This window comes from Caballeronia sp. LZ034LL, from assembly GCF_031451215.1.
In the GTDB taxonomy this organism is placed as follows: domain Bacteria; phylum Pseudomonadota; class Gammaproteobacteria; order Burkholderiales; family Burkholderiaceae; genus Caballeronia.
This window is the reverse complement of the sequence record NZ_JARUXR010000001.1, coordinates 2,330,166-2,351,829: the sequence shown is the minus strand read 5'-3', so window position 1 is coordinate 2,351,829 and position 21,664 is coordinate 2,330,166. Positions and strand designations below refer to the sequence as shown.

Annotated in this window: 18 protein-coding genes; 8 read left to right on the top strand and 10 right to left on the bottom strand. The window is 66.0% G+C overall.

What is annotated here, in order from left to right; all coding sequences use genetic code 11:
• Positions 1 to 36 precede the first annotated feature (36 nt).
• Positions 37 to 1,458, bottom strand: coding sequence for a mannose-1-phosphate guanylyltransferase/mannose-6-phosphate isomerase (locus tag QCE83_RS10770; protein WP_309809531.1), 1,422 nt, complete (start codon positions 1,456 to 1,458; stop codon positions 37 to 39).
• Positions 1,459 to 1,560: 102 nt separating this feature from the next.
• Positions 1,561 to 2,388 carry an ABC transporter permease gene (locus tag QCE83_RS10765; protein ID WP_309809529.1) on the bottom strand — a complete coding sequence of 276 codons (828 nt, stop codon included), beginning with the start codon at positions 2,386 to 2,388 and terminating at the stop codon, positions 1,561 to 1,563.
• A 543-nt stretch (positions 2,389 to 2,931) separates the two neighbouring features.
• Here QCE83_RS10765 and QCE83_RS10760 point away from each other — a divergent pair.
• The gene (locus tag QCE83_RS10760; protein WP_309809527.1) at positions 2,932 to 4,371 is read left to right on the top strand and encodes a hypothetical protein; all 1,440 of its coding nucleotides are present in this window, start codon (positions 2,932 to 2,934) and stop codon (positions 4,369 to 4,371) included.
• A gap of 47 nt (positions 4,372 to 4,418) precedes the next feature.
• Positions 4,419 to 4,847, top strand: coding sequence for a GtrA family protein (locus QCE83_RS10755; protein WP_309809526.1), 429 nt, complete (start codon positions 4,419 to 4,421; stop codon positions 4,845 to 4,847).
• A gap of 30 nt (positions 4,848 to 4,877) precedes the next feature.
• Here QCE83_RS10755 and QCE83_RS10750 read toward each other — a convergent pair whose 3' ends face one another.
• Genes QCE83_RS10750 through QCE83_RS10740 form a run of 3 tightly spaced genes read right to left on the bottom strand, consistent with a single transcriptional unit; the run spans position 4,878 to position 8,356 of the window.
• Positions 4,878 to 5,618: an SDR family oxidoreductase gene (locus QCE83_RS10750; protein WP_309809524.1), complete on the bottom strand. Its 741-nt coding sequence runs from the start codon at positions 5,616 to 5,618 to the stop codon at positions 4,878 to 4,880.
• Positions 5,615 to 6,931, bottom strand: coding sequence for an FAD-binding oxidoreductase (locus QCE83_RS10745; RefSeq protein ID WP_309809522.1), 1,317 nt, complete (start codon positions 6,929 to 6,931; stop codon positions 5,615 to 5,617). Before QCE83_RS10745 ends, QCE83_RS10750 begins: the two co-directional genes overlap by 4 nt.
• Positions 6,932 to 6,934: 3 nt before the next feature.
• Positions 6,935 to 8,356: a UbiA family prenyltransferase gene (locus tag QCE83_RS10740; protein ID WP_309809520.1), complete on the bottom strand. Its 1,422-nt coding sequence runs from the start codon at positions 8,354 to 8,356 to the stop codon at positions 6,935 to 6,937.
• 275 nt (positions 8,357 to 8,631) lie between these two features.
• Here QCE83_RS10740 and QCE83_RS10735 point away from each other — a divergent pair, with 275 nt between their 5' ends.
• From QCE83_RS10735 to QCE83_RS10715, 5 genes are all read left to right on the top strand, one after another.
• Positions 8,632 to 9,495, top strand: a complete 864-nt coding sequence (locus QCE83_RS10735) for a glycosyltransferase family 2 protein (protein WP_309809518.1) — start codon at positions 8,632 to 8,634, stop codon at positions 9,493 to 9,495.
• Positions 9,486 to 10,460 carry an NAD-dependent epimerase/dehydratase family protein gene (locus tag QCE83_RS10730; protein WP_404984471.1) on the top strand — a complete coding sequence of 325 codons (975 nt, stop codon included), beginning with the start codon at positions 9,486 to 9,488 and terminating at the stop codon, positions 10,458 to 10,460. Before QCE83_RS10735 ends, QCE83_RS10730 begins: the two co-directional genes overlap by 10 nt.
• Before the next feature lie 195 nt (positions 10,461 to 10,655).
• Positions 10,656 to 11,648, top strand: a complete 993-nt coding sequence (locus tag QCE83_RS10725) for an MraY family glycosyltransferase (RefSeq protein WP_404984469.1) — start codon at positions 10,656 to 10,658, stop codon at positions 11,646 to 11,648.
• A gap of 10 nt (positions 11,649 to 11,658) precedes the next feature.
• Entirely contained in the window at positions 11,659 to 13,557 is a 1,899-nt protein-coding gene (locus tag QCE83_RS10720) for a nucleoside-diphosphate sugar epimerase/dehydratase (protein ID WP_309809512.1), read from the top strand.
• 18 nt (positions 13,558 to 13,575) lie between these two features.
• Positions 13,576 to 14,625: an ADP-heptose--LPS heptosyltransferase gene (locus QCE83_RS10715; RefSeq protein ID WP_309809511.1), complete on the top strand. Its 1,050-nt coding sequence runs from the start codon at positions 13,576 to 13,578 to the stop codon at positions 14,623 to 14,625.
• A 4-nt stretch (positions 14,626 to 14,629) separates the two neighbouring features.
• On the opposite strand, the gene QCE83_RS10710 is transcribed toward QCE83_RS10715, so the two are convergent.
• The 3 genes from QCE83_RS10710 to QCE83_RS10700 all read right to left on the bottom strand — a co-directional run bounded on the left by QCE83_RS10710 (position 14,630) and on the right by QCE83_RS10700 (position 17,458).
• On the bottom strand, positions 14,630 to 15,559 hold the full coding sequence (locus tag QCE83_RS10710; RefSeq protein WP_309809509.1) for a LysR family transcriptional regulator: 930 nt from the start codon (positions 15,557 to 15,559) through the stop codon (positions 14,630 to 14,632).
• A 152-nt stretch (positions 15,560 to 15,711) separates the two neighbouring features.
• Complete coding sequence (locus QCE83_RS10705) at positions 15,712 to 16,299, bottom strand: phosphatase PAP2 family protein (RefSeq protein ID WP_309809507.1); 588 nt, start codon at positions 16,297 to 16,299, stop codon at positions 15,712 to 15,714.
• Positions 16,300 to 16,375: 76 nt separating this feature from the next.
• The gene (locus QCE83_RS10700; RefSeq protein ID WP_309809505.1) at positions 16,376 to 17,458 is read right to left on the bottom strand and encodes a helix-turn-helix domain-containing protein; all 1,083 of its coding nucleotides are present in this window, start codon (positions 17,456 to 17,458) and stop codon (positions 16,376 to 16,378) included.
• A 326-nt stretch (positions 17,459 to 17,784) separates the two neighbouring features.
• Here QCE83_RS10700 and galU point away from each other — a divergent pair, with 326 nt between their 5' ends.
• Positions 17,785 to 18,726 carry a UTP--glucose-1-phosphate uridylyltransferase GalU gene (gene galU, locus QCE83_RS10695; protein WP_309809503.1) on the top strand — a complete coding sequence of 314 codons (942 nt, stop codon included), beginning with the start codon at positions 17,785 to 17,787 and terminating at the stop codon, positions 18,724 to 18,726.
• Between the two features lie 81 nt (positions 18,727 to 18,807).
• Here the strand turns inward: galU and QCE83_RS10690 are convergent, their stop codons facing one another.
• Both QCE83_RS10690 and QCE83_RS10685 read right to left on the bottom strand, forming a co-directional pair.
• Positions 18,808 to 19,260 carry a GDP-mannose mannosyl hydrolase gene (locus QCE83_RS10690; protein ID WP_309811655.1) on the bottom strand — a complete coding sequence of 151 codons (453 nt, stop codon included), beginning with the start codon at positions 19,258 to 19,260 and terminating at the stop codon, positions 18,808 to 18,810.
• 162 nt (positions 19,261 to 19,422) lie between these two features.
• Complete coding sequence (locus tag QCE83_RS10685; RefSeq protein ID WP_309809501.1) at positions 19,423 to 21,459, bottom strand: hypothetical protein; 2,037 nt, start codon at positions 21,457 to 21,459, stop codon at positions 19,423 to 19,425.
• Positions 21,460 to 21,664: the final 205 nt, after the last annotated feature.

The window sequence follows — 21,664 nt, the reverse complement described above, 5'->3', positions numbered from 1 at the left end:
TGGCTGCGTGGGACGATGCGCAGGACGCGGGCCGCGTCAGCTGCGTCCGTAGTTGTCGTCGAAGCGGACGATGTCGTCTTCGCCCAGGTATTCGCCGCTCTGCACCTCGATCATCACGAGATCCACGACGCCCGGATTCGTCAGCCGGTGCTTGTGGCCCGCGGGAATGTAGGTCGATTCGTTGGTGCGCACGTAGAACTCGTTCTCGCCGTTGACCACGAGCGCCATGCCGCTCACGACGATCCAGTGCTCGCTGCGATGATGATGCAGTTGCAGGCTGAGGCTCGCGCCGGGCTTCACTTCGATGCGCTTGATCTTGAAGCGCGAGCCTTCCTCGAGCACCGTATAGATGCCCCACGGCCGGTGGACGCTGCGATGCACCTTGTAGGCTTCGTGGCCGCTCGCCTTGAGCGCGGCATACACGTGCCGCACGTCCTGCGCGCGGTGGCGGTTGGCCACCAGCAGCGCGTCCGAGGTATCGACGATCAGCAGGTCTTCCACCCCCACCGCGCCCACCAGACGGCTATCGCTGCGCACATAGCAGTTCGAGACGTCGTGCAGCAGCGCTTCGCCTTCGACGCGGTTGCCGCGTTCGTCGGCGGGCGAGAGTTCGCCCATCGCGTTCCACGAGCCGATGTCGCTCCAGCCGATGTCGCAGCGCACGACCGCGACGTTCGAGGAACGCTCCATCAGCGCATAGTCGATCGAGATGTCCGGGGCGCGCGCGAGCGTGTCGGCATCGAGCTCGATCTGCGCGCCGTCCGCACCGGCGGCGCGGCGGGCGGCGTCCAGACAGGTGCGGGTGGCGTCGAGCACGTCGGGGCAGTGCTGCGCCATTTCGGCGAGCGCCGTGCCGGCGCGCAGGCAGAACATGCCGGCGTTCCACAGGAAGTTGCCCGAGTCGACATAGGCTTGCGCGGTCTCGGCATCCGGCTTCTCGACGAAGCGCCGCACCTTCGTGCCGTCCGCCTCGATATAGCCGTAGGCGGTTTCAGGAAAGGTCGGCGCGATGCCGAAGGTGACGAGCGCGCCTGCCTGCGCGAGCTGCACGGCCTGCGTCACCGCCTGCGCGAACGCGGCGTGGTTGCGCACCAGATGGTCCGCCGGCAGCACGAGCAGCAGCGCGTCCTCGCCGAGCGTGGCGGCGACGTGCAGCGCCGCGGCCGCCACGGCGACTGCCGTGTTGCGCCCGAACGGTTCGAGAATGAACGAGGCGGGCAGGGCCGCCGGATTCACTTCGCGATACTCGTCGTTGGTCTTGAAGAACAGGTCACGGTTGGTGACCGTCAGGACCTGGGCGACGCCCGGAAGCTCGGCGCCGCGCTTGAATGCTTTCTGCAGCAGGCTTTCGCCGTCTTCCAGCCGGATGAACGGCTTCGGATGCGATTCGCGCGAGACCGGCCACAGGCGAGATCCGGCGCCGCCGCAAAGAATGGTGGGGACGAGTTGAGCCGACATGTGTTGCTAGCCTCCGGATAACTTCGACAATTCCTGCGCGCGGACCCTGCCGCGCGCGCGATCTTTCAAGTGCCGACAGCCGGAACAGGTCCGCCGTCAAGCTTACAGTACATCGGCGAAGCCTCGGCGGGCGCGCTGGAACCACCAGAAGCCGAACCAGCAGACGAGGATCGAGCCGGCCATGCAGACGAGCCAGCTGGTCCAGTCGGGCTGCTTGCCGAAAATGAGCGTGTTGCGGCCTTCCTCGATGATGAAGGTCAGCGGATTCAGCCGGATCCAGGTCTGGTACTGCGGTGGCAGGTTCGACACGGGATAGAACACCGGCGAGAGGAACATCAGCACCGAGGTGAGGATGCCCGTGATCTGCGCGATGTCGCGTACGTACACGCCGAACGCCGACAGGAACCACGCGAAGCCCATTGCGCCGATCAATAGCGGCGCGAGGATCAGCGGAAAGAGCAGCGCGGTCCACGGCAGCGCATGCAGCAGGATCACTTCCGCGATGAGCAGCACCAGCAGGCTGATGGCGCTGTGAAAGAGCGCCGAGCCGAGCGCGACGATCGGCAGGATCTCCAGCGGGAAGATCACTTTCTTCACGTAGTTGACGTTGGCGAGGATCAGCGTGGGCGCGCGGTTGATGCATTCGGCGAGCAGGCTGTGCAGGATCAGGCCGACGAACAGGACGACGGCGAACGCGCCCTTGTTGTCGTCGAGCGTGCCCCAGCGCGCCTTGAACACCACCGAGAAGAAGAACGTGTAGACCACCAGCATCAGCACCGGATTGAAGAACGACCACGCGAGCCCCATCGCCGAACCGCGATAGCGGCCGATCACTTCACGCTGCGTCATCTGCACGATCAATCCGCGGTTGCGCCATACGGTCTTCGGAATCGCGGCCAATGACGCGGGATGCTTCGAATGTGGATTCATCAAGTTTTGCGAATGCTGTTGCAATGGCCGGGCGCGTTTCAAAAAACGCACGGCACATCACGCCTGCTTGTAGCGCGCGACGGTGATAGGGGTGGTCCGCCCGTCGCAGGATGCAAAATCAACCGTTTTGTAGTGCGATCACGCCTTCATCCGGTAAAAACGGGATGGCTTGATCTTGGTTTCTTCATACGGCTGGAGCGTCGCCGCCCGCCTTTGCAGTGGGGCGCAGCGGGCGGCAAATTATACTGCATGCCCATTTTGCGCCGCGGCCACGGGCGCTCGCAGGCCGCCTGGAAGGCAGCCAAAAAGCGGCCCTTCAGGTCGCCGAAATGATGCACGCGCAGCGGCGTCGATATGAAAGAATCCGAAATGTTCCCCTGCCGACCAACTCACCGGCAAGTCATCTTTTGATTTGAAACGTCCGTTACACTTGGCCGCTGTCGTGTAACGGCCTTCGCCGGTATCGTCGACCGGGCATTCTCTTCCTTCAGGCCGCGGTTGCAAGCACGCGCGCGCCGCTCATCGATACGTCCCCAGAGGTTCATGCCAGAGTACATCAAGGGCTTCTTCGCCTCCCGAACGCTATTCCGCGCCTTCGCGGTGCTGCTGGTCACGTTAGGATCACTCCATCTGTTGAGCGGCCTCGCCGACAACATGGACTTCAACCGCAGCATCACGTTCTTCATCGACAGGCCGGCCGGGTTCAGTTCGCTGTTTCCGCCGCCAGGCAGCGATGAAGCACACCGGCTATTCCTCTCTTCGTGGCACGACAAATGGGTGTTCGCGCAGAGCTGGTTGCAGCGGCCCGCGCTGTTGACGCTGTCGTCCTACAAGGCCTATGTGTTCGCGCAGTCGCTGTTCGTCAGGCTGATCGACTGCGGGTCGGGCCGCTATTCGCTGATCATCGGCTCGCTGATCTCACGCGCCATCTACTTCTGCGCGTTCATTGCGCTGTTCATGCGTCTGCGCCGCGCCGAGCATCTGCTGACCACCTGGATGTTCATGCTGATTGCCGCGGTACTCGCGCTGTCGGCGGATTTCTCAGCGTATTTCAATACCTTCTTCGAGGATCAGCTGGTCATCGTGTTCCTGCCGTTGATCGCGCTGTGCATCTACCGCAGCGAACGGGATGCGCAGCCTGCGCGTGCCCCGCGCTGGTGCGCACTGCTGCTCGCCACGTTCGTCGGCGCGGCCAAGACGGCCTTCTTCCCGCTGCCGCTGATCGTCGCGCCCTTCGTGATGCCGTTGTTCGACGCACGGCGCGCGCGGCTGAAGACGGCGGCCGTGCTGACGGCCTGCGTCGCCGCGACCTTGCTGCCGGTGTTTTCGGGCGCGTTCAAGAGCATCAACCAGTACCATGCGGTCTATGCGGGCGCGTTGAGCGTGCTGTCGCCGCGGGAAATCGCGGGCATCGGGCGCATCGGCGACAAGCCCGTCCTGCGCGAATGCGTCAACGTGATCGCCTATGCGCCCGACGGACCGTCCTGCATGGAACGCGCGCACGCCCGCTATGCCGATGTGGTGCGGCTCGCCCTCGTCAAGCCGGTGATCGTGCCGCGCATCGCGCAGGCCGTGTTCAGCACGGGCAACGAGATTCGCATCGGCTATCTCGGCACGAAGCTCGAACACGGCGACAACTTCTTCAACCTGCCGGTGTTCTCGTGGTGGCGCGACCTGTATCGGGAGCGCCTCAACTATGTGATGCTGGCGTCGCTCGTCGTGGCGTTCGTGCTCATCGCGCAATACCGCGGCAGCGCGCGGGCAGGGCGGCTCGTGCTGCTGAAGATCGCGTCCTTCCTGGGGCTGTTCGGCTTCGTGGGCTATGCCACGTCCTTCGGCGATGGCCTCGCGGACAATACCCGCCATCTGATCGGCGCGAGCTATGCGCTGTCGCTGTCCGCGGTATTCTTCGTGCCGGGCGTGCTGGCATTGCTGCTGCGCGGACGCGGCGCCGAGCCGGTGGACGCGCAGGAACACGCCTGATTCAGCGCCTTATCCCAGTCGCTTCATCAACCGGATCCGGAATTTCCATGCAGCTCGTGTTGCTCTATTCGTTCTTCGCCGCCATCGCGACGCTCGCCAACATTGGCGCGCAGGATCTCTCGACGCGCATCTACGGCGGTCCGTGGCATATCGTGCTGTCCGTGCTCGTGGGCACGGGCGTCGGGCTGGTCGTGAAGTACGTGCTCGACAAGAAATGGATCTTCCGCTTCAAGGCGCAGAACGCCCGTCACGACGCCACCATGTTCACGCTCTACGTCACGATGGGCCTCGTCACCACCGCGATCTTCTGGGGCGTCGAATTCGCGTTCGAGCATGTGTTCGGGACGGCCACCATGCGCTACGTGGGCGCGTGTATCGGCCTGGCGATCGGCTATGTGATCAAGTACCGGCTCGACAAGCGCTACGTGTTCCGCAGCTTCGGCGGCGAGCAGCCCGCGCTGGCTGCCCGCGACTGATTGTCGTCGCCTTGGCGCGGCAACGCCGCGTCAGAGCGATGCGCGCTTGAAGAGGAAGCGCGGCACGTTGCGGATGATGAGCATGATGCCCCACCAGAACCACGGCGTATAAAGCACATCCTTCCTGCGCTCGACCGCGCGCACGATGTCCTTCGCGACCTTCTCCGGCGTCGCGACCAGCGGACCGGGCAGCGGCAGCCCTTCGGTCATCGGCGTGGCGACGAAGCCCGGCTTGATGTCCAGCACATGCACGCCGACCTTGAAGAGGCGCGCGCGCAGCCCTTCGAGGAAGGCCTGCAGCGCAGCCTTCGCGCTGCCATACAGATAGTTCGACGGTCGCCCGCGATCGCCCGCCACCGACGAGATCACGGCAAGCACGCCGTGCCGCTGCGCTTCGAGGCGGTTGGCGAGCGGCGTGAGCAGCGCGATCAGCGAGAGCGCATTGGTGTGGAATTCGCGCACGGCCACCGCCGGGTCGTTCTGGCACGCGGCCTGGTCGGGCAGGGTGCCGGAGGCGACCAGCACGATATCGATGGAATCCATCTGCGCGGCGCACGCTGAGAGCATGGCGGCGTGCTCGTCGAGCGTGTCGAGGTCGAGCCGATAGGTGGCAGCCGAAGCCGCGCCGCGCGCCGTGAGATCGGCGGCGACCTGCTCCATGCGGTCCTGGTTGCGCGCCACGAGGAAGAAGCGCGCGCCCTTGGCGGCCCATTCTCGGGCACAGGCAATGGCGATGGCGGACGTGGCGCCTACGATGACGATGTTCTTCATGAGGCGATCATTCGTTTCCAGAAGTGCGACAGCATCGCGGGATCGCGAAGCGATTCGAGCTGCTGCCATTGAGGATAAGCGGCGCGGAAATCGGCGGCGGACATGTGTGCGTCCTTCGCCGGATAGATGCGTCCGCCCGCTTCGCGCACGAGGGTATCGAGCGCGGCGAACAGCTGCGCGTTACGGGCATCGTGCTGCGGGAAGTCGAGTGCGAGCGAGGTGCCTTCCATCGGGAAGGACAGCAGCCCGGGCGACGCAATGTCGCCGCAGCGCTTGAGCACCGCGAGGAACGATCCCGTCCCGCTCGACGAGATGCGGTCGAGCATCGCGCGCACTGCCTCGCGCGCGGTCGCGGCCGGCACGACGCACTGGTACTGCTGGAAGCCCAAAGGTCCGTAGATGCGGTTCCATTCGAGCAGGCTGTCCAGCGGATAGAAGTAGCCGTCGTAGCCGACGCGCGACAGTTCCACCGGCTTGCGCTGCTTGCGGTAATACAGTTCGTTGAACGCGCGCAGCGTGAGGCCGTTGATGAGCGACACGGGTGGCGTGAACGGCACGCTGCGCTTGCGGCGTTGCTCGACATCGAGCGAGCCGTGGATCGCGTGATCGCCGGCCATGAAGAGGCCGCGTCCAAGCGAGGCGCCGCGGCTCGCGCAATCCACCCAGGCGACGCAGTATTCGTGCTTCGCGTCGTACTCTTCCGAGAGATCGAAGAACTCGTCGAGCTTGCCGAAGCGGATGCTCGTCACGTCGATCAGGCTCGTGCGGATCGGCATCAGCGCGAATTCGGCCCACAGGATCAGCCCGGTGAGCCCGAGGCCGCCGATGGTCGCCTTGAACCATTCGGGATTCGTGTCCGGCGAGCATTCGAGCACCGTGCCGTCGCTGCGCGCGAGGCCGAACGCGCGCACGTGGCGGCCGAAGGTGCCGCGCACATGATGGTTCTTGCCGTGCACGTCATTGGCGATGGCGCCGCCCAGCGTCACGTACTTCGTGCCCGGCGTGACCGGCAGCATCCAGCCGCGCGGCACCGCGACGGCGAGGATCTGCTCGAAGGTGATGCCGGGCTCGGCGCGCACGATGCCGCGCGTCCAGTCGGCCGAGATGATGCGGTCGAGCGCGAGCGTCTGGAACACGTGATCGGAGCTGGCCAAGCAGACATCGCCGTAACTGCGGCCGTTGCCGAAGGCGAGCGTCGTGCCGTGCGTCTCTTGCACCCCGCGCCACTGCGCCTGCGCCTGATCGCGCCAGTGGGCGGCGTGCGGCGTCTGCGGCAGGCGGGGATAGCGGCCCCAGGAAAGCAGTTCGCTCATCGGTCAGGTCGCAAGCCAGAAGGCCAGGCCGCACAGCGCGACCACCAGCAGGCTCATGCGGTCGCGCGCGGCGAACACGATGGGATCGTCGTTCATGCCGCCGCGATGCGTGATGATCCAGGTGCGGCTGATCCAGTAGAGCATGACCGGGCAGGCGAGCCAGATGTATTGCGGATGCCGGTACAGCACCGTCGTGCCTCCGTCCTGGATGTACATGGCGAGCACCAGCACCGAGATGTAGCCCGAGGCCGTGCCGAGCGACGATACCATCGAGAGGTCGTCGGACAGATAGCCGCGTCCGCGGGTTTTTTCGCGGCCGGCCTGCACCATCGCGTGCAGTTCGGCGTAACGCTTGACGAACGCGAGGCTCAGGAAGAAGAACATCGAGAAGGCGAGCAGCCAGAAGGTCAGATGCACGCTGATCGCAGCCGCCCCGGCGATGATGCGCGTCGTATAGAGTGCGGCCAGCGTGACCACGTCGATCATCACGCGCCGCTTGAGCACGAGCGAATACGCGAGCGTCAGCACGTAGTAGCCAAGCAGCACCGCGCTGAAGCGCCATGGCAGGAACGCGGCGGCGATGCCGAACGCCACGGCGAGCAGCACCGGACACAAGGCCATGCCCCACAGCAGCGGCAGGGTGCCGGCGGCGAGCGGCCGCCTGCGCTTGACCGGATGATGGCGGTCGTCCTCGAGATCGAGCAGGTCGTTCAGCAGATAGACGCTCGACGCGCACAGGCCGAACGACACGAACGCGAGCACGGCATGCCCGAGCAGCGGCAGGTTGGCGAGATGATGTCCGGCGAGCAGCGGCACCAGGATCAGCAGGTTCTTGAGCCACTGGTGCAGGCGCAGCGCCTTGGCCCAGACCTTGAATTGCGGCGGACGGTTTTCGAACACCTGCTCGACGTTGGCGCCGCGATTCGCGGCGCGCATCACGCCCGCATGCGGATTGACGACATAGGCGCGGTCGGCCGATTGCCAGACGGCGATGTCGTCGTGCGAATTGCCGACGTAGTCGAAGCCCTTCTCGCCGTATTCGGCGACGAGCCGCTCACGCTTGCGATGCGACGAGAGATTGACGCGCTCGTCGCTGGCGAAGACGCGAACGAAGAGCCCGAGATGCTCGGCAATGCGCCTGGCGAACGACTCGTGGCTTGCCGTGGCCAGCACGAGTTCGCGGCCTGCCGCGCGCATCTCCGTCAGCCAGTTGATGACCTGGAGGTTGTACGGCAGCGTGGTCACGTCGATCGACACGTGCTCCGCGAGCCCTGCCTTGAGCGCGGGCTTGCCGCCGCTTGCGAGCCATTGCAGCGGCTGGAAGAACTTCTGCGGGAACGATCTCAGGAAGGCGAATCCGCTCTCGACGAGAATGTCGGAGCGAATCAGCGTACCGTCGAGATCGACGACGATGGGCTTGCTCATTCAGTTCACGATAAGGTGATCAGGGTAAGCCCACTGCGCGGGTCCGGTCGGAGCCGAAGCAACAGCAGGGGCCGATTCGGATAGGGCATGGTCACTGCGATTGGGCGGAATTTAGCACAATCCTAAGTGCAAAATTTTACAAATCTTCCCGGCTGCGGCTTTTCCGGAGAGTCGTGCGGTTGCCGAAAAGGGTGACTTTGAGCACAATCGGTGCGGTTTCCACTTCATGACGCGGTCCGTATTCCTCTCGTGGCGCGGACACCTCTCCTTGTCCGATGAACGCGATCCCACCGCAAGGCCGGACCACCGCCCGGCCAGATCAGTCCGACGATGCCTGCCCGCTCAGCATCTCCATCGTGGTCTATCGGCCTGATGCGGCACTGCTCGCGCGCACCGTCGAGACGCTCGACGCCGCGCTGGCCCAGTTGCACGACGTGGCCGGACATACGCAGCTTTACCTGATCGACAACGGCAATCCCGGCGAGTTCGCCGATCTTCCGGCGCCTTCCGACGAAGGCCTCGAGACCGTCGTGATCCGGGGGCATGGCAATGTCGGCTACGGACGTGGCCACAATCTCGCGATCGAGCGGACCCGCAGCCGCTTTCATCTGATCCTCAATCCCGATGTCGAGCTTAACGCCGACGGTCTGCGCCGCGCGCTCGCCTTTCTTCAGGCGGAGCCCGATGCGGGATTGCTCGCGCCGTGGATCGGCGGCGAGGACGGTGCGCAGCAGTTCCTGTGCCGCCGCTATCCGACCGTCCTCGATCTGTTCGCGCGCGGCTTCCTGCCCGCGTCGCTGCGCAAGGTGTTCGCGCGGCGCCTGGCGCGTTATGAGATGCGCGATGTCATCGGCGAGCGGGACATCGTATGGGATCCGCCCATCGTGAGCGGCTGCTTCATGCTGTTCCGGACCGGCGTGCTCAAGTCGCTCGGCGGTTTCGATCCGCGTTATTTCCTCTACTTCGAAGACTACGACCTGAGCCTGCGCACGCGTGACTTCGCCCGCATCGTGTATGTGCCGTCGGTGCGCATCCTGCATCACGGCGGCGGCGCGGCACGCAAGGGTTCGACGCACGTGAAGCTGTTCGCCACGTCGGCGTTTCGCTTCTTCAACCGCTTCGGCTGGAAGTGGCTGTGAGCGCGCCGCGCCAACGCATCGCGGTGACGGGCGCGAACGGCTTCGTCGGCCGGGCGGTGAGCCGCGCGCTGCTCGAACGCGGCATCGCGGCAACCGGTCTCGTGCGCCCCGGCGCGCAGTGCGGGCCGGGCGTCGAGGTGCGTGTCGTCGAAGGACTCGACGCGCTCGGTCCCGAAGCGTTCGCCGGTTGCGACGCGGTGATCCATCTCGCTGCGCGCGTGCATGTGATGGGCGAGGCTGCCTCACAGGCCGAGGCGGTGCTCGACGCCTACCGCGCGGTCAATGTAGCGGGCGCGCTCGGCGCCGCCGAGGCCGCGCGCCGCGCGGGCGCCACCCGCTTCGTGCTGATGAGCAGCATCAAGGCGCTGGGGGAACACGACCTGGGCCGTCCCTTCACCGAGGACGACGAGCGTCGTCCTCCGGACGCGTATGGCGTTTCGAAAGCGGAAGCCGAGGTCCGGCTGCTCGAATTCGGCAGCCGCACCGGCATGGAGGTGGTGGTGGTGCGCCCGCCGCTCGTGTACGGTCCCGGCGTGCGCGCCAATTTTCTCGCGATGATGAACGCGGTCGCGCGCGGCGTGCCGCTGCCGCTGGGCGCGATCGACGCGCGCCGCAGCCTCGTGTCGGTGGACAACCTGGCGAGCGCGACGGTCGAATGCGCGCTGCATCCCGGCGCCGCGGGCCGCGTGTTCCATGTGACGGACGGCGAAGACCCGGGTGTCGCGGAACTCGTGCGCAAGCTGGGCGAGCATCTTGGCAGGCCGGCGCGGCTGGTCCCGGTCCCGCCCGGATGGCTGCGCGGCATGGCGCGCCTGTTGGGCAAGACCGCGCAGGTCGAACGCCTGACGAACAGCTTGCGGGTGGATTCGCGCCGGATTCGCGAGACGCTGGGCTGGCGCGCGCCGCAGACGCTCGATCAGGGCCTCGCCGTCACGGCCGAGTGGTATCGCTCGAAGCAGCGTTGACCCGCGCGCGTCAGGCGCAGCAACGAAGCGGCGTCGGACCAGCTTTATTCGTCTGATTTTAAAAACCAGAGCCGCCGGACAATCGCGTATCCTTTGGGGTTTTGCCAAGCGAAACTCGCCCTTCGGCGGGCGCTCTTCGCCTGGATAATCCAATAACCCTGCATGCCGCTTTCGTTATCTGACAACCCGCCTGTCATGACCGCGATCATCGTCGCGGTGCTGGCCTTCGTCGCGTGCGTGCTGATCCTCCAGACGCTGCTGCGCACCGGCCTGGCCTGGCGCCTCGCCACCGATATCCCCAACGAACGCTCGCTGCACGAGCGGCCCACGCCGCGCGTCGGCGGCTGGGGCGTCGTGCCGGCGGGCGCCGCCGCGCTGCTGCTCTGCGCGCCGTCCATGTGGCCGATCGCCGCCTGCGTGCTGTTCCTCGCCGCCGTCTCGCTGATCGACGACCGTCGCGGCCTGCCCGCGCGCGTGCGCTTCGCCGCGCACTTCGTCGCCGTGATCGCGGTGATCGTCGCGCATCCGGCGGCCGTGCCGTGGTGGGCGCTCGTGGTGGTCGGCTTCCTGATGCTCTGGCTCGTCAATCTCTACAACTTCATGGACGGCTCGGATGGCCTCGCCGGCGGCATGGCGCTGTTCGGTTTCGCAGGCTACGCCGCCGCCGCGCTCGCCGGCCCTGCGCCCGCGGTCGGGCTGGGCCTGGCGAGCATCGGCGTTGCCGGCGCCGCCGCCGGCTTCCTGACCCTGAATTTTCATCCGGCCCGGATTTTTCTCGGCGATGCGGGGTCTATTTCACTGGGGTTTCTCGCTGGCGCACTGGGTTACTGGGGCTGGCAGCACGGCGTATGGCCCATCTGGTTCCCGGCGCTGGTGTTCGCGCCGTTCATCGCCGACGCTTCAGTGACGCTGATCCGGCGGCTCGCACGTGGCGAAAAATTTTGGCAGGCGCATCGCGAGCATTACTATCAGCGGATGGTGCGTATGGGTTTCGGACACGCGCGCACGGCACTTGTCTGGTATCTGTTCATGGCGGCGGGCATAATTCTCGCCAATGGAGCGCTGCATTTTTCCCTTTCCATGCAGTGGCTGGCAGTAGCGGGCTGGGCAGTCGTGGTTGTGGCAGCGGGCGCGGTGGTCGACGCGCGTTGGCGGCGGCATGAACCGCGCCGTTCCGAACAATCTTGAGGTCCTGCTGATGAATCGAATCAAAGCTTCGTGGCTATCGGCGGGTGCATTCTTCTTCGACCTGGTCGCGGTCGCCGGTTCCTGGGTCGCCGCCTACGTCATCCGCTTCAACGGCAGCGTGCCGCATACGTTCCGCGAGAACGCGCTCGAGGCGCTCGTCTGGGTGCTGCCGGTCTACGGCATCGTGTTCCGCGTGTTCGGCCTGTATCGCGGCATGTGGGTGTTCGCGAGCCTGCCGGACCTGATGCGCATCTCGAAATCGGTCGTGGTGGGCGCGCTGCTCGTGATGATCGGCGCCGTGATGTGGCAGCCGCTGCCCGTCATCCCGCGTTCCGTGCTCATCGTCTCTCCGCTGCTGCTGTTCCTCACCATGGGCGGCGCGCGCGCGCTGTATCGCGCGGGCAAGGAGTTCTATCTGTACGGCGGCCTGGTTGGACAGGGCAAGCCGGTGATCGTGCTCGGCGCGGGTACGGCCGGCGCGATGCTGGCGCGCGAACTGGCGCGCTCCAGCGAATGGCGTCTCGTCGGCCTGCTCGATGACGATCCCGCCAAGCAGGGCCGCGAAGTCCTCGGGCACAAGGTGCTCGGCAAGTTCGGCGACCTGCCGAAGTTCGCGGAGCAGTACAAGACCGATTACGCGATCATCGCGATCCCGTCGGCCTCCGTCGACGAGCAGCGGCGCGTCGCCACGCTGTGCGTGCGCGCCGGCGTCAAGGTGATGGTGCTGCCCGCGCTCAGCCAGCTGACGGCGGGCGAGGGCAACTTCCTGTCGCGCGTGCGGCAGATCGACCTCGAAGACCTGCTGGGCCGCGAGCCAGTGAAGATCGACATGCCGCACGTCGAACGCCTGCTGCACGGGCGCGTCGTGATGGTGACGGGCGCGGGCGGCTCGATCGGCTCGGAGCTGTGCCGGCAGATCCTGCGCTTTTCGCCCGCGCAACTGGTGGCCTACGACCTCAGCGAATACGCGATGTACCGGCTCATCGAGGAGCTGCACGAGAAGTTTCCGGATTGCTCGGTGATTCCGGTCGTGGGCGACGCGAAGGACTCGCTGCTGCTCGACCAGACCATGGCGCGCTTCACGCCGCACATCGTCTTCCACGCGGCGGCCTACAAGCATGTGCCGCTGATGGAAGAACAGAACGCGTGGCAGGCGGTGCGCAACAACGTGCTCGGCACGCTGCGGGTGGCGCGCTCGGCGATCCGTCATGACGTGCGCCACTTCGTGCTGATTTCTACCGACAAGGCCGTCAACCCCACCAACGTGATGGGCGCCTCCAAGCGCCTCGCCGAGATGGCGTGCCAGGCCTTGCAGCAATCCGCGCCGCGCACGCAGTTCGAGACGGTGCGCTTCGGCAACGTGCTCGGCAGCGCGGGCAGCGTGATTCCGAAGTTCCAGCAGCAGATCTCGAAGGGCGGCCCGGTCACGGTCACGCATCCGGAGATCACGCGCTTCTTCATGACCATTCCCGAGGCGGCGCAGTTGGTGCTGCAGGCGTCGAGCATGGGGCGCGGCGGCGAGATCTTCATTCTCGACATGGGCCAGCCGGTGAAGATCGTCGATCTCGCGCGCGACCTGATCCGCCTGTACAACTATTCGGAAGAGCAGATCCGCATCGTGTTCACGGGCTTGCGGCCGGGCGAGAAGCTCTACGAAGAACTGCTCGCCGACGACGAAACCACCACGCGCACGCCGCATCCGAAGCTGCGCATTGCGCAGGCGCGGGGCGTGCCGGACGATTTCATCGACGAGCTGCTGCCGTGGCTGATGCAGCACCGCGTGCTGTCCGACGAAGAGGTGCGCCGCGACCTGCGCCGCTGGGTGCCGGAGTATCAGACCACGATGCTGCCGGTGTTGCAGAGCGTGCCGGTCGTGAAAGTGGCGAACGAGCGCAACGCGGGGCGTTGAAACACAGCGAGGCGACGCATGAAGGCGACGCTCGACGACGTACAGGCGCTGACCCACGCGGGCTCGCTGCTGTCGGGCGAGGGCATGATCGTCGCGCCGTACGATCTCGAAATCGCGGGCGGCGACGCTTCCGGGCATCGGCCGCTGGGCGGATGTGCCGGCATCCTGCACGCGGGGCAGGCGCCGTTCCAGGCGGACTATGCGAACGCTCAGCGCGTTCATCTCATCAACGCGTTCGGCGTGACGCTGGGCGATTCGATCATCGGGCTGACGGCGCTGTTCGCGCTCAAGCGCCGCCATCCTCATCTGAGCTTCACGATCTACCGACCGTCGCGCGCGCCGCGTTACGTGCAGCGGCTCTATGAACTGGCCGCGCCGCAGTTCGGCGAGTTGGCCGCGCTGCCGGTGCCGTTCGCGACGCTTCCCGCAACCGACCTGAAGATCGATCTCGGCAATCAATTGTTCTGGCCGCAGTTCGCCACGCTGCCGATGATCGATTTCTTCCTGTGGGCGCTCGGGCTCGAACCGGCGAGCGTCGCCGCGCATGACAAGTGCAATCGCTGGCTCGCGGACCTGCCGCTGGCGCCGTTCGAGCACCCGCCCTATGCGTTGTTCTGTCCGGGCGCGAGCACGCCGGTGCGCAGCATCAGCGCGTCGGCGCATGTCAGCATCGTCGAGCGTCTCGCCGATGCAACCGGTCTCTACGTGCTGGGCTTCGGACCCGTCGATCACCCGCGTTACCGCGATATCGCGCCGCTGTCGGTCGATACCGTGGCCTTCCTCGCGTGGGTCGGTCACGCACGCTGCCTGGTGACGGCGGATTCGGCGGCGCTGCATGTCGCGGCGGGTTTCAACGTGCCAACCACCGCGTTCTTCACGACGATTCCCGCGCACTTGCGGGCGCGCGATTACGCGAACTGCGTTGCTGTCGAGATGGATGTGCCGGGTCTGCGCGGCATGCATGCGAGTGCCCGCGCCACCGACCTGCTGCAACTGGAGCGCGCGTTTCGCGACTACGACTGGCGCACCATGCCGCTCGTGCAGCTACCGGCCGCGAACGCCGCCTGACCGCTCAGTCCGGCTTGCCGGCGCTGCGCACCTGGAAGGTGGGCAGGCGGCTGTAGAGTTCCGCGACCCAGTCGATGAACACGCGCACGCGCCTCGGCTGATGCCGGTTGGCCGCATACAGCACCGACACCACGCGCGGATACGACGGATATTCCTGCAGGATTTCCTTGAGCGCGCCGCTTTTCAGCAGCGGGTCGAGCGTGTAGCTGGACGCCTGGATCAGCCCGAGTCCCGCGACGCCTGCGGCGATGTACGAATCGCCGTCGTTGACCGCAATTTGATGTTTCATGGTGAAGCTGCGCGTCTCGCCGTTGACGCCGAATTCCCAGTTGCGCACCCGTCCCGAATGGTTCAGCACGTAGCCGATGGCCAGGTGCTGTTCGAGATCATCGAGCGTCTGCGGCTCGCCGTGCGCCGCAATGTACTGCGGTGCAGCGCAGGTGATCTGCGTATAGGCGCCGATGCGCTTCGCCACGAGCCCGACGTCGCCCACCGCGCCCACGCGCACGACGCAATCCACGGCTTCCTCGACGAGATCCACCTGCCGGTCCGTCAGCAGCAGCTCGACGCCGATGTCCGGATACGCCGCGAAGAATTCCGGCAGCGCGGGGATGATGGTGCTCTTGGCCATCACCTGCGGCAGGCTGATCTTGATGTGTCCTTTCGGATTGGTCTTCGAATGCGTGAGCGACGCTTCCATGTCGTCCACTTCGCCCAGCACGCGCACGCAGCGCTCGTAATAGGCTTCGCCATCCTCGGTGATGCTGATGCTGCGCGTGGTGCGGTTGATGAGGCGCGCGCCGAGATGCGCTTCGAGCGCCTGGAGCGTGCGTGACACGCTGGCGGGAGGCAGGCGCAGGGCGTCGGCGGCTTTGGAGAAACTGCCCGCCTCGACGACCCGCGCGAAGACTTTCATTGCAAGGAAGCGATCCATGCTCGGGGTCCGGAAACGTGTCGGCGCAACCGCGAGGTCGCGTGGTCGCGCGCGAAGACTCAGCATGCCGGCGGCCTGCTTTTTTTCAAGCGACGATCATACTGAAGATCGCACCGGCGCGCGCCAAACGTGAACGGGGCTACCCGAGTGCGTCAGAGTCCGAGTCCCTGGCAGAGCCACCACGAGTAGTGTTCGATCATCCGCTGGAACGGCGCGTGATGGCCGTAGGCGATCGAGGAGACGGCGAGCAGGCCGACGCCCGCGGCGAGCGCGCGCGGCATTTTGCGCGGCTGGTCGAAGACGCGCGTGAGCAGGAGGCCTGCAACCAATGCGCCGAGCAGCCAGCCGGCGACGACTTCGGCCGGCGTGTGCGCATCCTGGATGATGCGGCTCGCGCCGATGGCCGCCGCAAGCGCGAGCCCGCCCAGCGCGCCCAGCCGGTACCACGCGCCGCCCAGGCCGCCGAACAGCAAACCGCCGGCCACGGTGTAGATCGAGGCGGCGAGCATCGTATGGCCACTGATCATGCGCAGCTGGATGGCGGAGATTTCAACGCCGCAGCCCGCATACAGCACCTTGGAGAGCCCGACGAGTCCCATGCCGAGCGTGAGCAGCACGGCCCAGCGGATCGCGAGGCGCATGTCCACCGAGCGCAGCCAAAGCGCGCAGACGAGCGCGAGCGGCAGCAGGAGCGCCGCGTCGCCGAGATTCGAGAGAGTCCAGAGTACCCTTGTTTCCATGCGTATTCGTTCCAGGTAACTTCACGGGCGCCGACGAAAGGTCAACGAACGTGGCGGCGCATGCGCCTGCATGTGCCTATGAGCTGCCGGCATCGGCCTCCTTGCGGCGGCCCGCCAGCCGGTATTCGGTCGGCGAAATCGACAGCCGCTTGCGGAAGATCTTCGCGAGACCGTCGCCGCTGCCGGCGCCGCAACGCCGCGCGATCTTGTCCACCGGCAGGTCGGTGCCGGCGAGCAGCATGCAGCTCGCATCGAGCCGCGCGCGCAACAGATACTCCGACGGCGTCAGCCCGATCTGCGCCTTGAAGCGGCGCAGGAAATTGCGTTCGCTCATCGCGGCGACGCGCGCCGCATCGGCGATCGAGATCGGCCGCACGTAGTTCTCGCGAATCCACCGTGCCGCCGCGTCGATCTTCTGGCGCACGCCGCCGCCGTCGGTGTCGTCGAGGACCGTCGCGAGCTTGTGCCACGCGCCCGGGATCGAGCGTTCCGATACTTCGCGCGCCACCGCCGAACCATAGTCCCGCTTGATGATGGACAGCGCCGCCGCGATCGGTCCTTTCGGATCGTCGAGCGTGAGCGTCTGCTCGGCGATGAACAGCGGGTTCGCCATGCCGGGCAGGTGCGCGGCCGGAAACGCCGGCGCCGCTGCTTCTCCGGCAAAGTCGAGCGAGCGGCTCTGCACGGTGAGATTGGCCGCCGTGAGAATGTGCGCGCCTTCGCCGATCGCCTTGATGAACGGAATCTTCGGCGCCACGCGGCCGAGGCGCTTGCGCAGCATCGTGTCGTGCCGCGCCTGGCGCGCACCCGCGCCGCCCGCGATGAACAATGCATCGCATTCGTTCATCCAGCGCGTCTCCAGGCTGTCGGTCCAGATGCGCATTGAACAACTGCTCGCCACACTGCCGCCTTCACTGGACAAAAATAGCAGCGAATAGTGCGGCACGTCCGTGCGGTGGCCAGCATCCGCCGGCAGATGGACTTCATTGGCGAGCGAAAAGACCTCGGAGATGGAACTCACTTCGACGAGCGAGAATTCCTCGAAGATCAGAATGCCGATCCGCTTCTCCGTGCCGGCCATGCTGGCGGGCTCAGGCTCGATGCCGGGCGTGACCCCGCGCACCACCTGAAGCCGGCCCATGCCATTGGCGTATTCCATCGACTTTCTCCCTCGACCGGAACGGGCCCTCACGGCATCCGGACCGGTCACATGCAAGGAACGCGAACCTCCGTTGAAGGCGGCGCAAGGTGCGGCAATGTGAGCTCACATGCGTCGCACTATACGCGGCAGGCAACATTCGCCACGCTCGCAGTCGGAAAAAGGCGAAGTGTTGGCAGATGATTTCGATACTCGAGGAATAAGCTCACGTCATTCCTGTCGTCTGAGGAAACCGACGACGCTTTTCTCATAACAAGAGGCGTGCCGCAAACGCTCGACGACGCATCGGGCATGCCTCCCCGACAACCATGACACGAGGTGAGCCGATGCTCAAAGTACGCAAGGCGGTGTTTCCTGTCGCGGGCCTCGGCACGCGCTTCCTTCCGGCCACCAAGGCGAGCCCGAAGGAAATGCTGCCGGTGGTCGACAAGCCGCTGATCCAGTATGCGGTCGAGGAAGCGATGGCCGCGGGCATCACCGAGATGATCTTCGTCACCGGCCGCAGCAAGCGCGCGATCGAAGATCATTTCGACAAGTCCTACGAGATCGAATCCGAGCTCGAAGCGCGCGGCAAGCAGAAGCTGCTCGACCTCGTGCGCAGCATCAAGCCGAGTCATGTCAACTGCATCTATGTGCGCCAGGCGGAAGCGCTCGGACTGGGTCACGCGGTGTTGTGCGCGGAGAAGCTGGTCGGTGCGGAGCCGTTCGCGGTCGTGCTCGCCGATGACCTGCTCGACGGCGAGCCGCCGGTGCTCTCGCAGATGGTCGATGTCTTCGATCACTATCATTCGTCGGTGATCGGCGTGGAAGAGATCGACCGGCAGGACTCGCGCTCGTATGGCGTGATCGAAGGCAAGCCGTGGGACGACGGACTCTTCAAGCTGTCGCGCATGGTCGAGAAGCCGGAGCCGGCGCTGGCGCCGTCGAACTTCGGCGTGGTCGGCCGCTATGTGCTGATGCCGCGCGTGTTCGACTTCCTGCGCAAGCAGAAGCCCGGTGCGGGCGGCGAGATCCAGCTGACCGATGCGATCCAGGCGCTGCTCACGCAGGAACAGGTGCTGGCGTTCCGTTATCGCGGCAAGCGCTTCGATTGCGGCAGCAAGCTCGGCTACCTGAAGGCGACGGTCGAATTCGCGCTGCGTCATCCTGAAGTGCGCGACGAGTTCGAGCGCTATCTGCGCGCGCAGTTCGGTGCGCAGCAAGAGCAGCAAGCCGTGGTGGCGCCTGCCGCGGATGACGCGAGCGCGTGCCCGATCGTGGAGGCATAACCAGTTTCTTGGCGGGAAGGATGGGCGGCGCGCAGCGATGCGCGCCGTTTGTCTTTTGAGCGCCGGCGCCCGTGCGGACGCTCAGCGGAAGTACGCCTTGGTGTTCTCGTGGACGTCGTCGCGCGCGAGCAGTTCGTCGCGCGAAAGCCATTGATATTCGCTGTGCTGGTCGAAGCGGCCGATGGCCGCCGTGGCGTTCAGCGTCAGCGTGTAGGCCAGCACCACATAATGCGTGCCGAAGCCGCCGGCGCCCGCGAAGTTGTCGTCGTAACGATGTTCATAGACGCCGAAGAAGCGCGATCCCGCGCGCTCCATGCTGGCCACGCCCAGTTCGTTGTGGGCGATGCGCGTGAACGCGGCATCGAGCGATTCGTCCTTGGCGATGCGTCCGCCCGGCACGAACCAGGTGCCCTGCGCCGGCCGGTTGCGCCGCCGTCCTAACAAAATATGCCGGTTGCCGTCGGTGACGATCAGGTCGATCGAGACCAGCGGCGTGAGCCGCACCACGGTCAGGAAATCCGCCTCGCTCAGCATCGCCGCTCCGTAGGTCGCGTCCATCGTGGCCGGGTTCATTGCGAATCGAGTGTAGCGCGCGGGGTCGCTCAGCCGGCATGCGCGGCACTGGCGAAAACCGCCTGAATGCCGTCAGCGCAGGCCATGCGGCACGTGGCCTGGAGCATCGCTCATTGACCGATCTCATTGACCGATATAGCCAGCCGGCCGGGTCACGTTCGCTCGCATCGAATCGGCATTATTCGACACGACATAGACCGGCGCGGCCGTGAGCACGAGCGGCACCTGGCCGTCGCTGTACGGCACCGTCGATGCGTTGCCCATCATGTCGAACACGGTGACCGAGCCGGACTTGCCCGGCGCATCCACGGCGAGCCGGTAGTTCACCGCGCGGGTTGCATCAAAGCCTTTGGCGCCGGGCCAGGCGGCATTGTCGTGCGTCCACAGCGCGGTCACGACGCGGCCGTTATTGAGACGCTGGAACGCATAGGCATAGACGCCCTTCGGCGTGTCCTTCACCGGGCCGAGCGTGGTCGTGCCGTCGATGAGACGCGTCATCGCGGCAACCGCCATCGCGGCGGGCTTCGGGCTGATCTGCTTCTGCCCGAAGCCGCCCTGCGGATTCACGAGGTCGAAGAAGATGCCGTAGCCAATCTCGTTGGGGATGTCGGCGGAATAGAACACGAAGCTCACGTCCGCGCCTTCGCCGAGCAGGATCAGATGGGCGCGCGCGACCACCGCGCCCTGCGCATACAGCACGTTCCAGCCGGGCGAATTCGGCCCGTACTTGCTGCCGATGTCATAGCTCACGCCCGTCTCCGTGACGAACAGCTTCGCGCCGGGCCGGACCACCTCGGTCATTGCGCGGCGCAGGTCGCGCATCATGCCCGGCATCGCTTTCGCGGCGGTGGCCGGGGAGGCGTCGAAGCGCTCCGGCGGATGCGACGGCGACGTGCCGACATCGTAATAGCCATGGGCGCTGACGCCGTCGAGATACTTGCCGATGCCGAGCGGCGCGAGGCGTCGCAGCCATTTCGTGTTCGACGCCAGATTCGACAGCGTCAGCCCCATCACGACCGCGTTCGGATCGCCGGCGTGGATGGCATCGTGCGTGGCCTTGTACAGCGCGACGAGATTGGCGTCCGTATCCTTCCAGGGCAGTCCGCCTTCGTAGTCGGGCTCCCAGGTCACCTGGTAGTAGTTGTGCGTCTGCCGCGCGAACCAGGTCTTGCGCACCGTGTTCGATTCCTCGCCCACACGTTTCATATAGGCGCTGTATGCGTCGAGCGAGACCGGCGCCCAGCTGTGCGTGCGCTCCTTCGTCGGACTGGCCCAGGCGGGAATGCCGTCGAGCTGGATCAGGCGCAGCAGGTCGCCGGGCTTGAAGTAAGCAGCGAGATTGTCGGCGCTGGCGTTGAAGGTGTTGGGGCCTTTTTCCTCGGTCACGTACCAGTTGCGGTTGTCGTTCACCCAGGTGAGGCCGAGGTCGGTATACAGCGGCCGATAGCCGTCGCCCGAGCAGCATTCCTCGCCGGGCTTAATGTAGGCAGAGCCTTGCCCGCCGAAGCGGTGCTGGTCGGGATGCGCGAAGGTGACGGGCGGCAGCGTGGGCGACACGTCCGGCAGCACGCCGAAGGTCGCGATGCCCGCGGCCCGGGTGCCGCGCATCGGCAGCGTGCTCTTGCCCGAAGCGAGCGAGGCGCTGACGGAGAAGTACCCCGCCGCCTCCGACATGCAGGCGAGCGTGTAGGTGCCCGGCTGGGCCTTCACCGGAAAACTGCCGCTAGCCTTCGGGGTGTTCCAGGCATCGCGTATCTGCCATTCGACGGTGTCGGCGGCCTGGGTCCGCGTGGTGATCGCGATGCGCACGGGGGCATCGAGCGGAAACATGCGCGTGCCGTCGCTGCCGGGCGTATCGGCTTCGATCGGATCGCCGCCCGCTTTCGCGGCGACGGGCAGCGTGGGCGCGCTGCAACGCAAGGGCGGGGTGTCGGCCGGGTCCGGCGCTTCGTTTTCGGCGACCTTCACGAGCGCCGCGCGCGGGGCGCCGGGTCCTTCCGCCGCGATCGTCTCGATGCGGGTGGCCAGCGTCTCGGCGGGGCCCGGCTTGTCGCAGGTGCACAGCGCCAGCAGCGCGCCCGCAGCCATGGCGATGCGCACCTGCGGGACGCGCAGGGTTCGGCGAGCGGCGGTGAAACGCGAAGCGGGTGTCCGGTTCATCGTGAGCCTGGCGCATGAGCGCTGTGTGCCGCCGATGCGGCGAAGGCGCTCGGGCCACGCGCCAGACGCACACGATGATGCCTGCACCCGCAGGCGACCGTGCGCGCGCGCACGCGTGGGCGTGCGTCGTCGGATGAATGCTGGATGGGATGCCTGCGTTGCGAATGTGAACGCTTCAGGGCGGCATCCATGTGCGCCGGCGCTC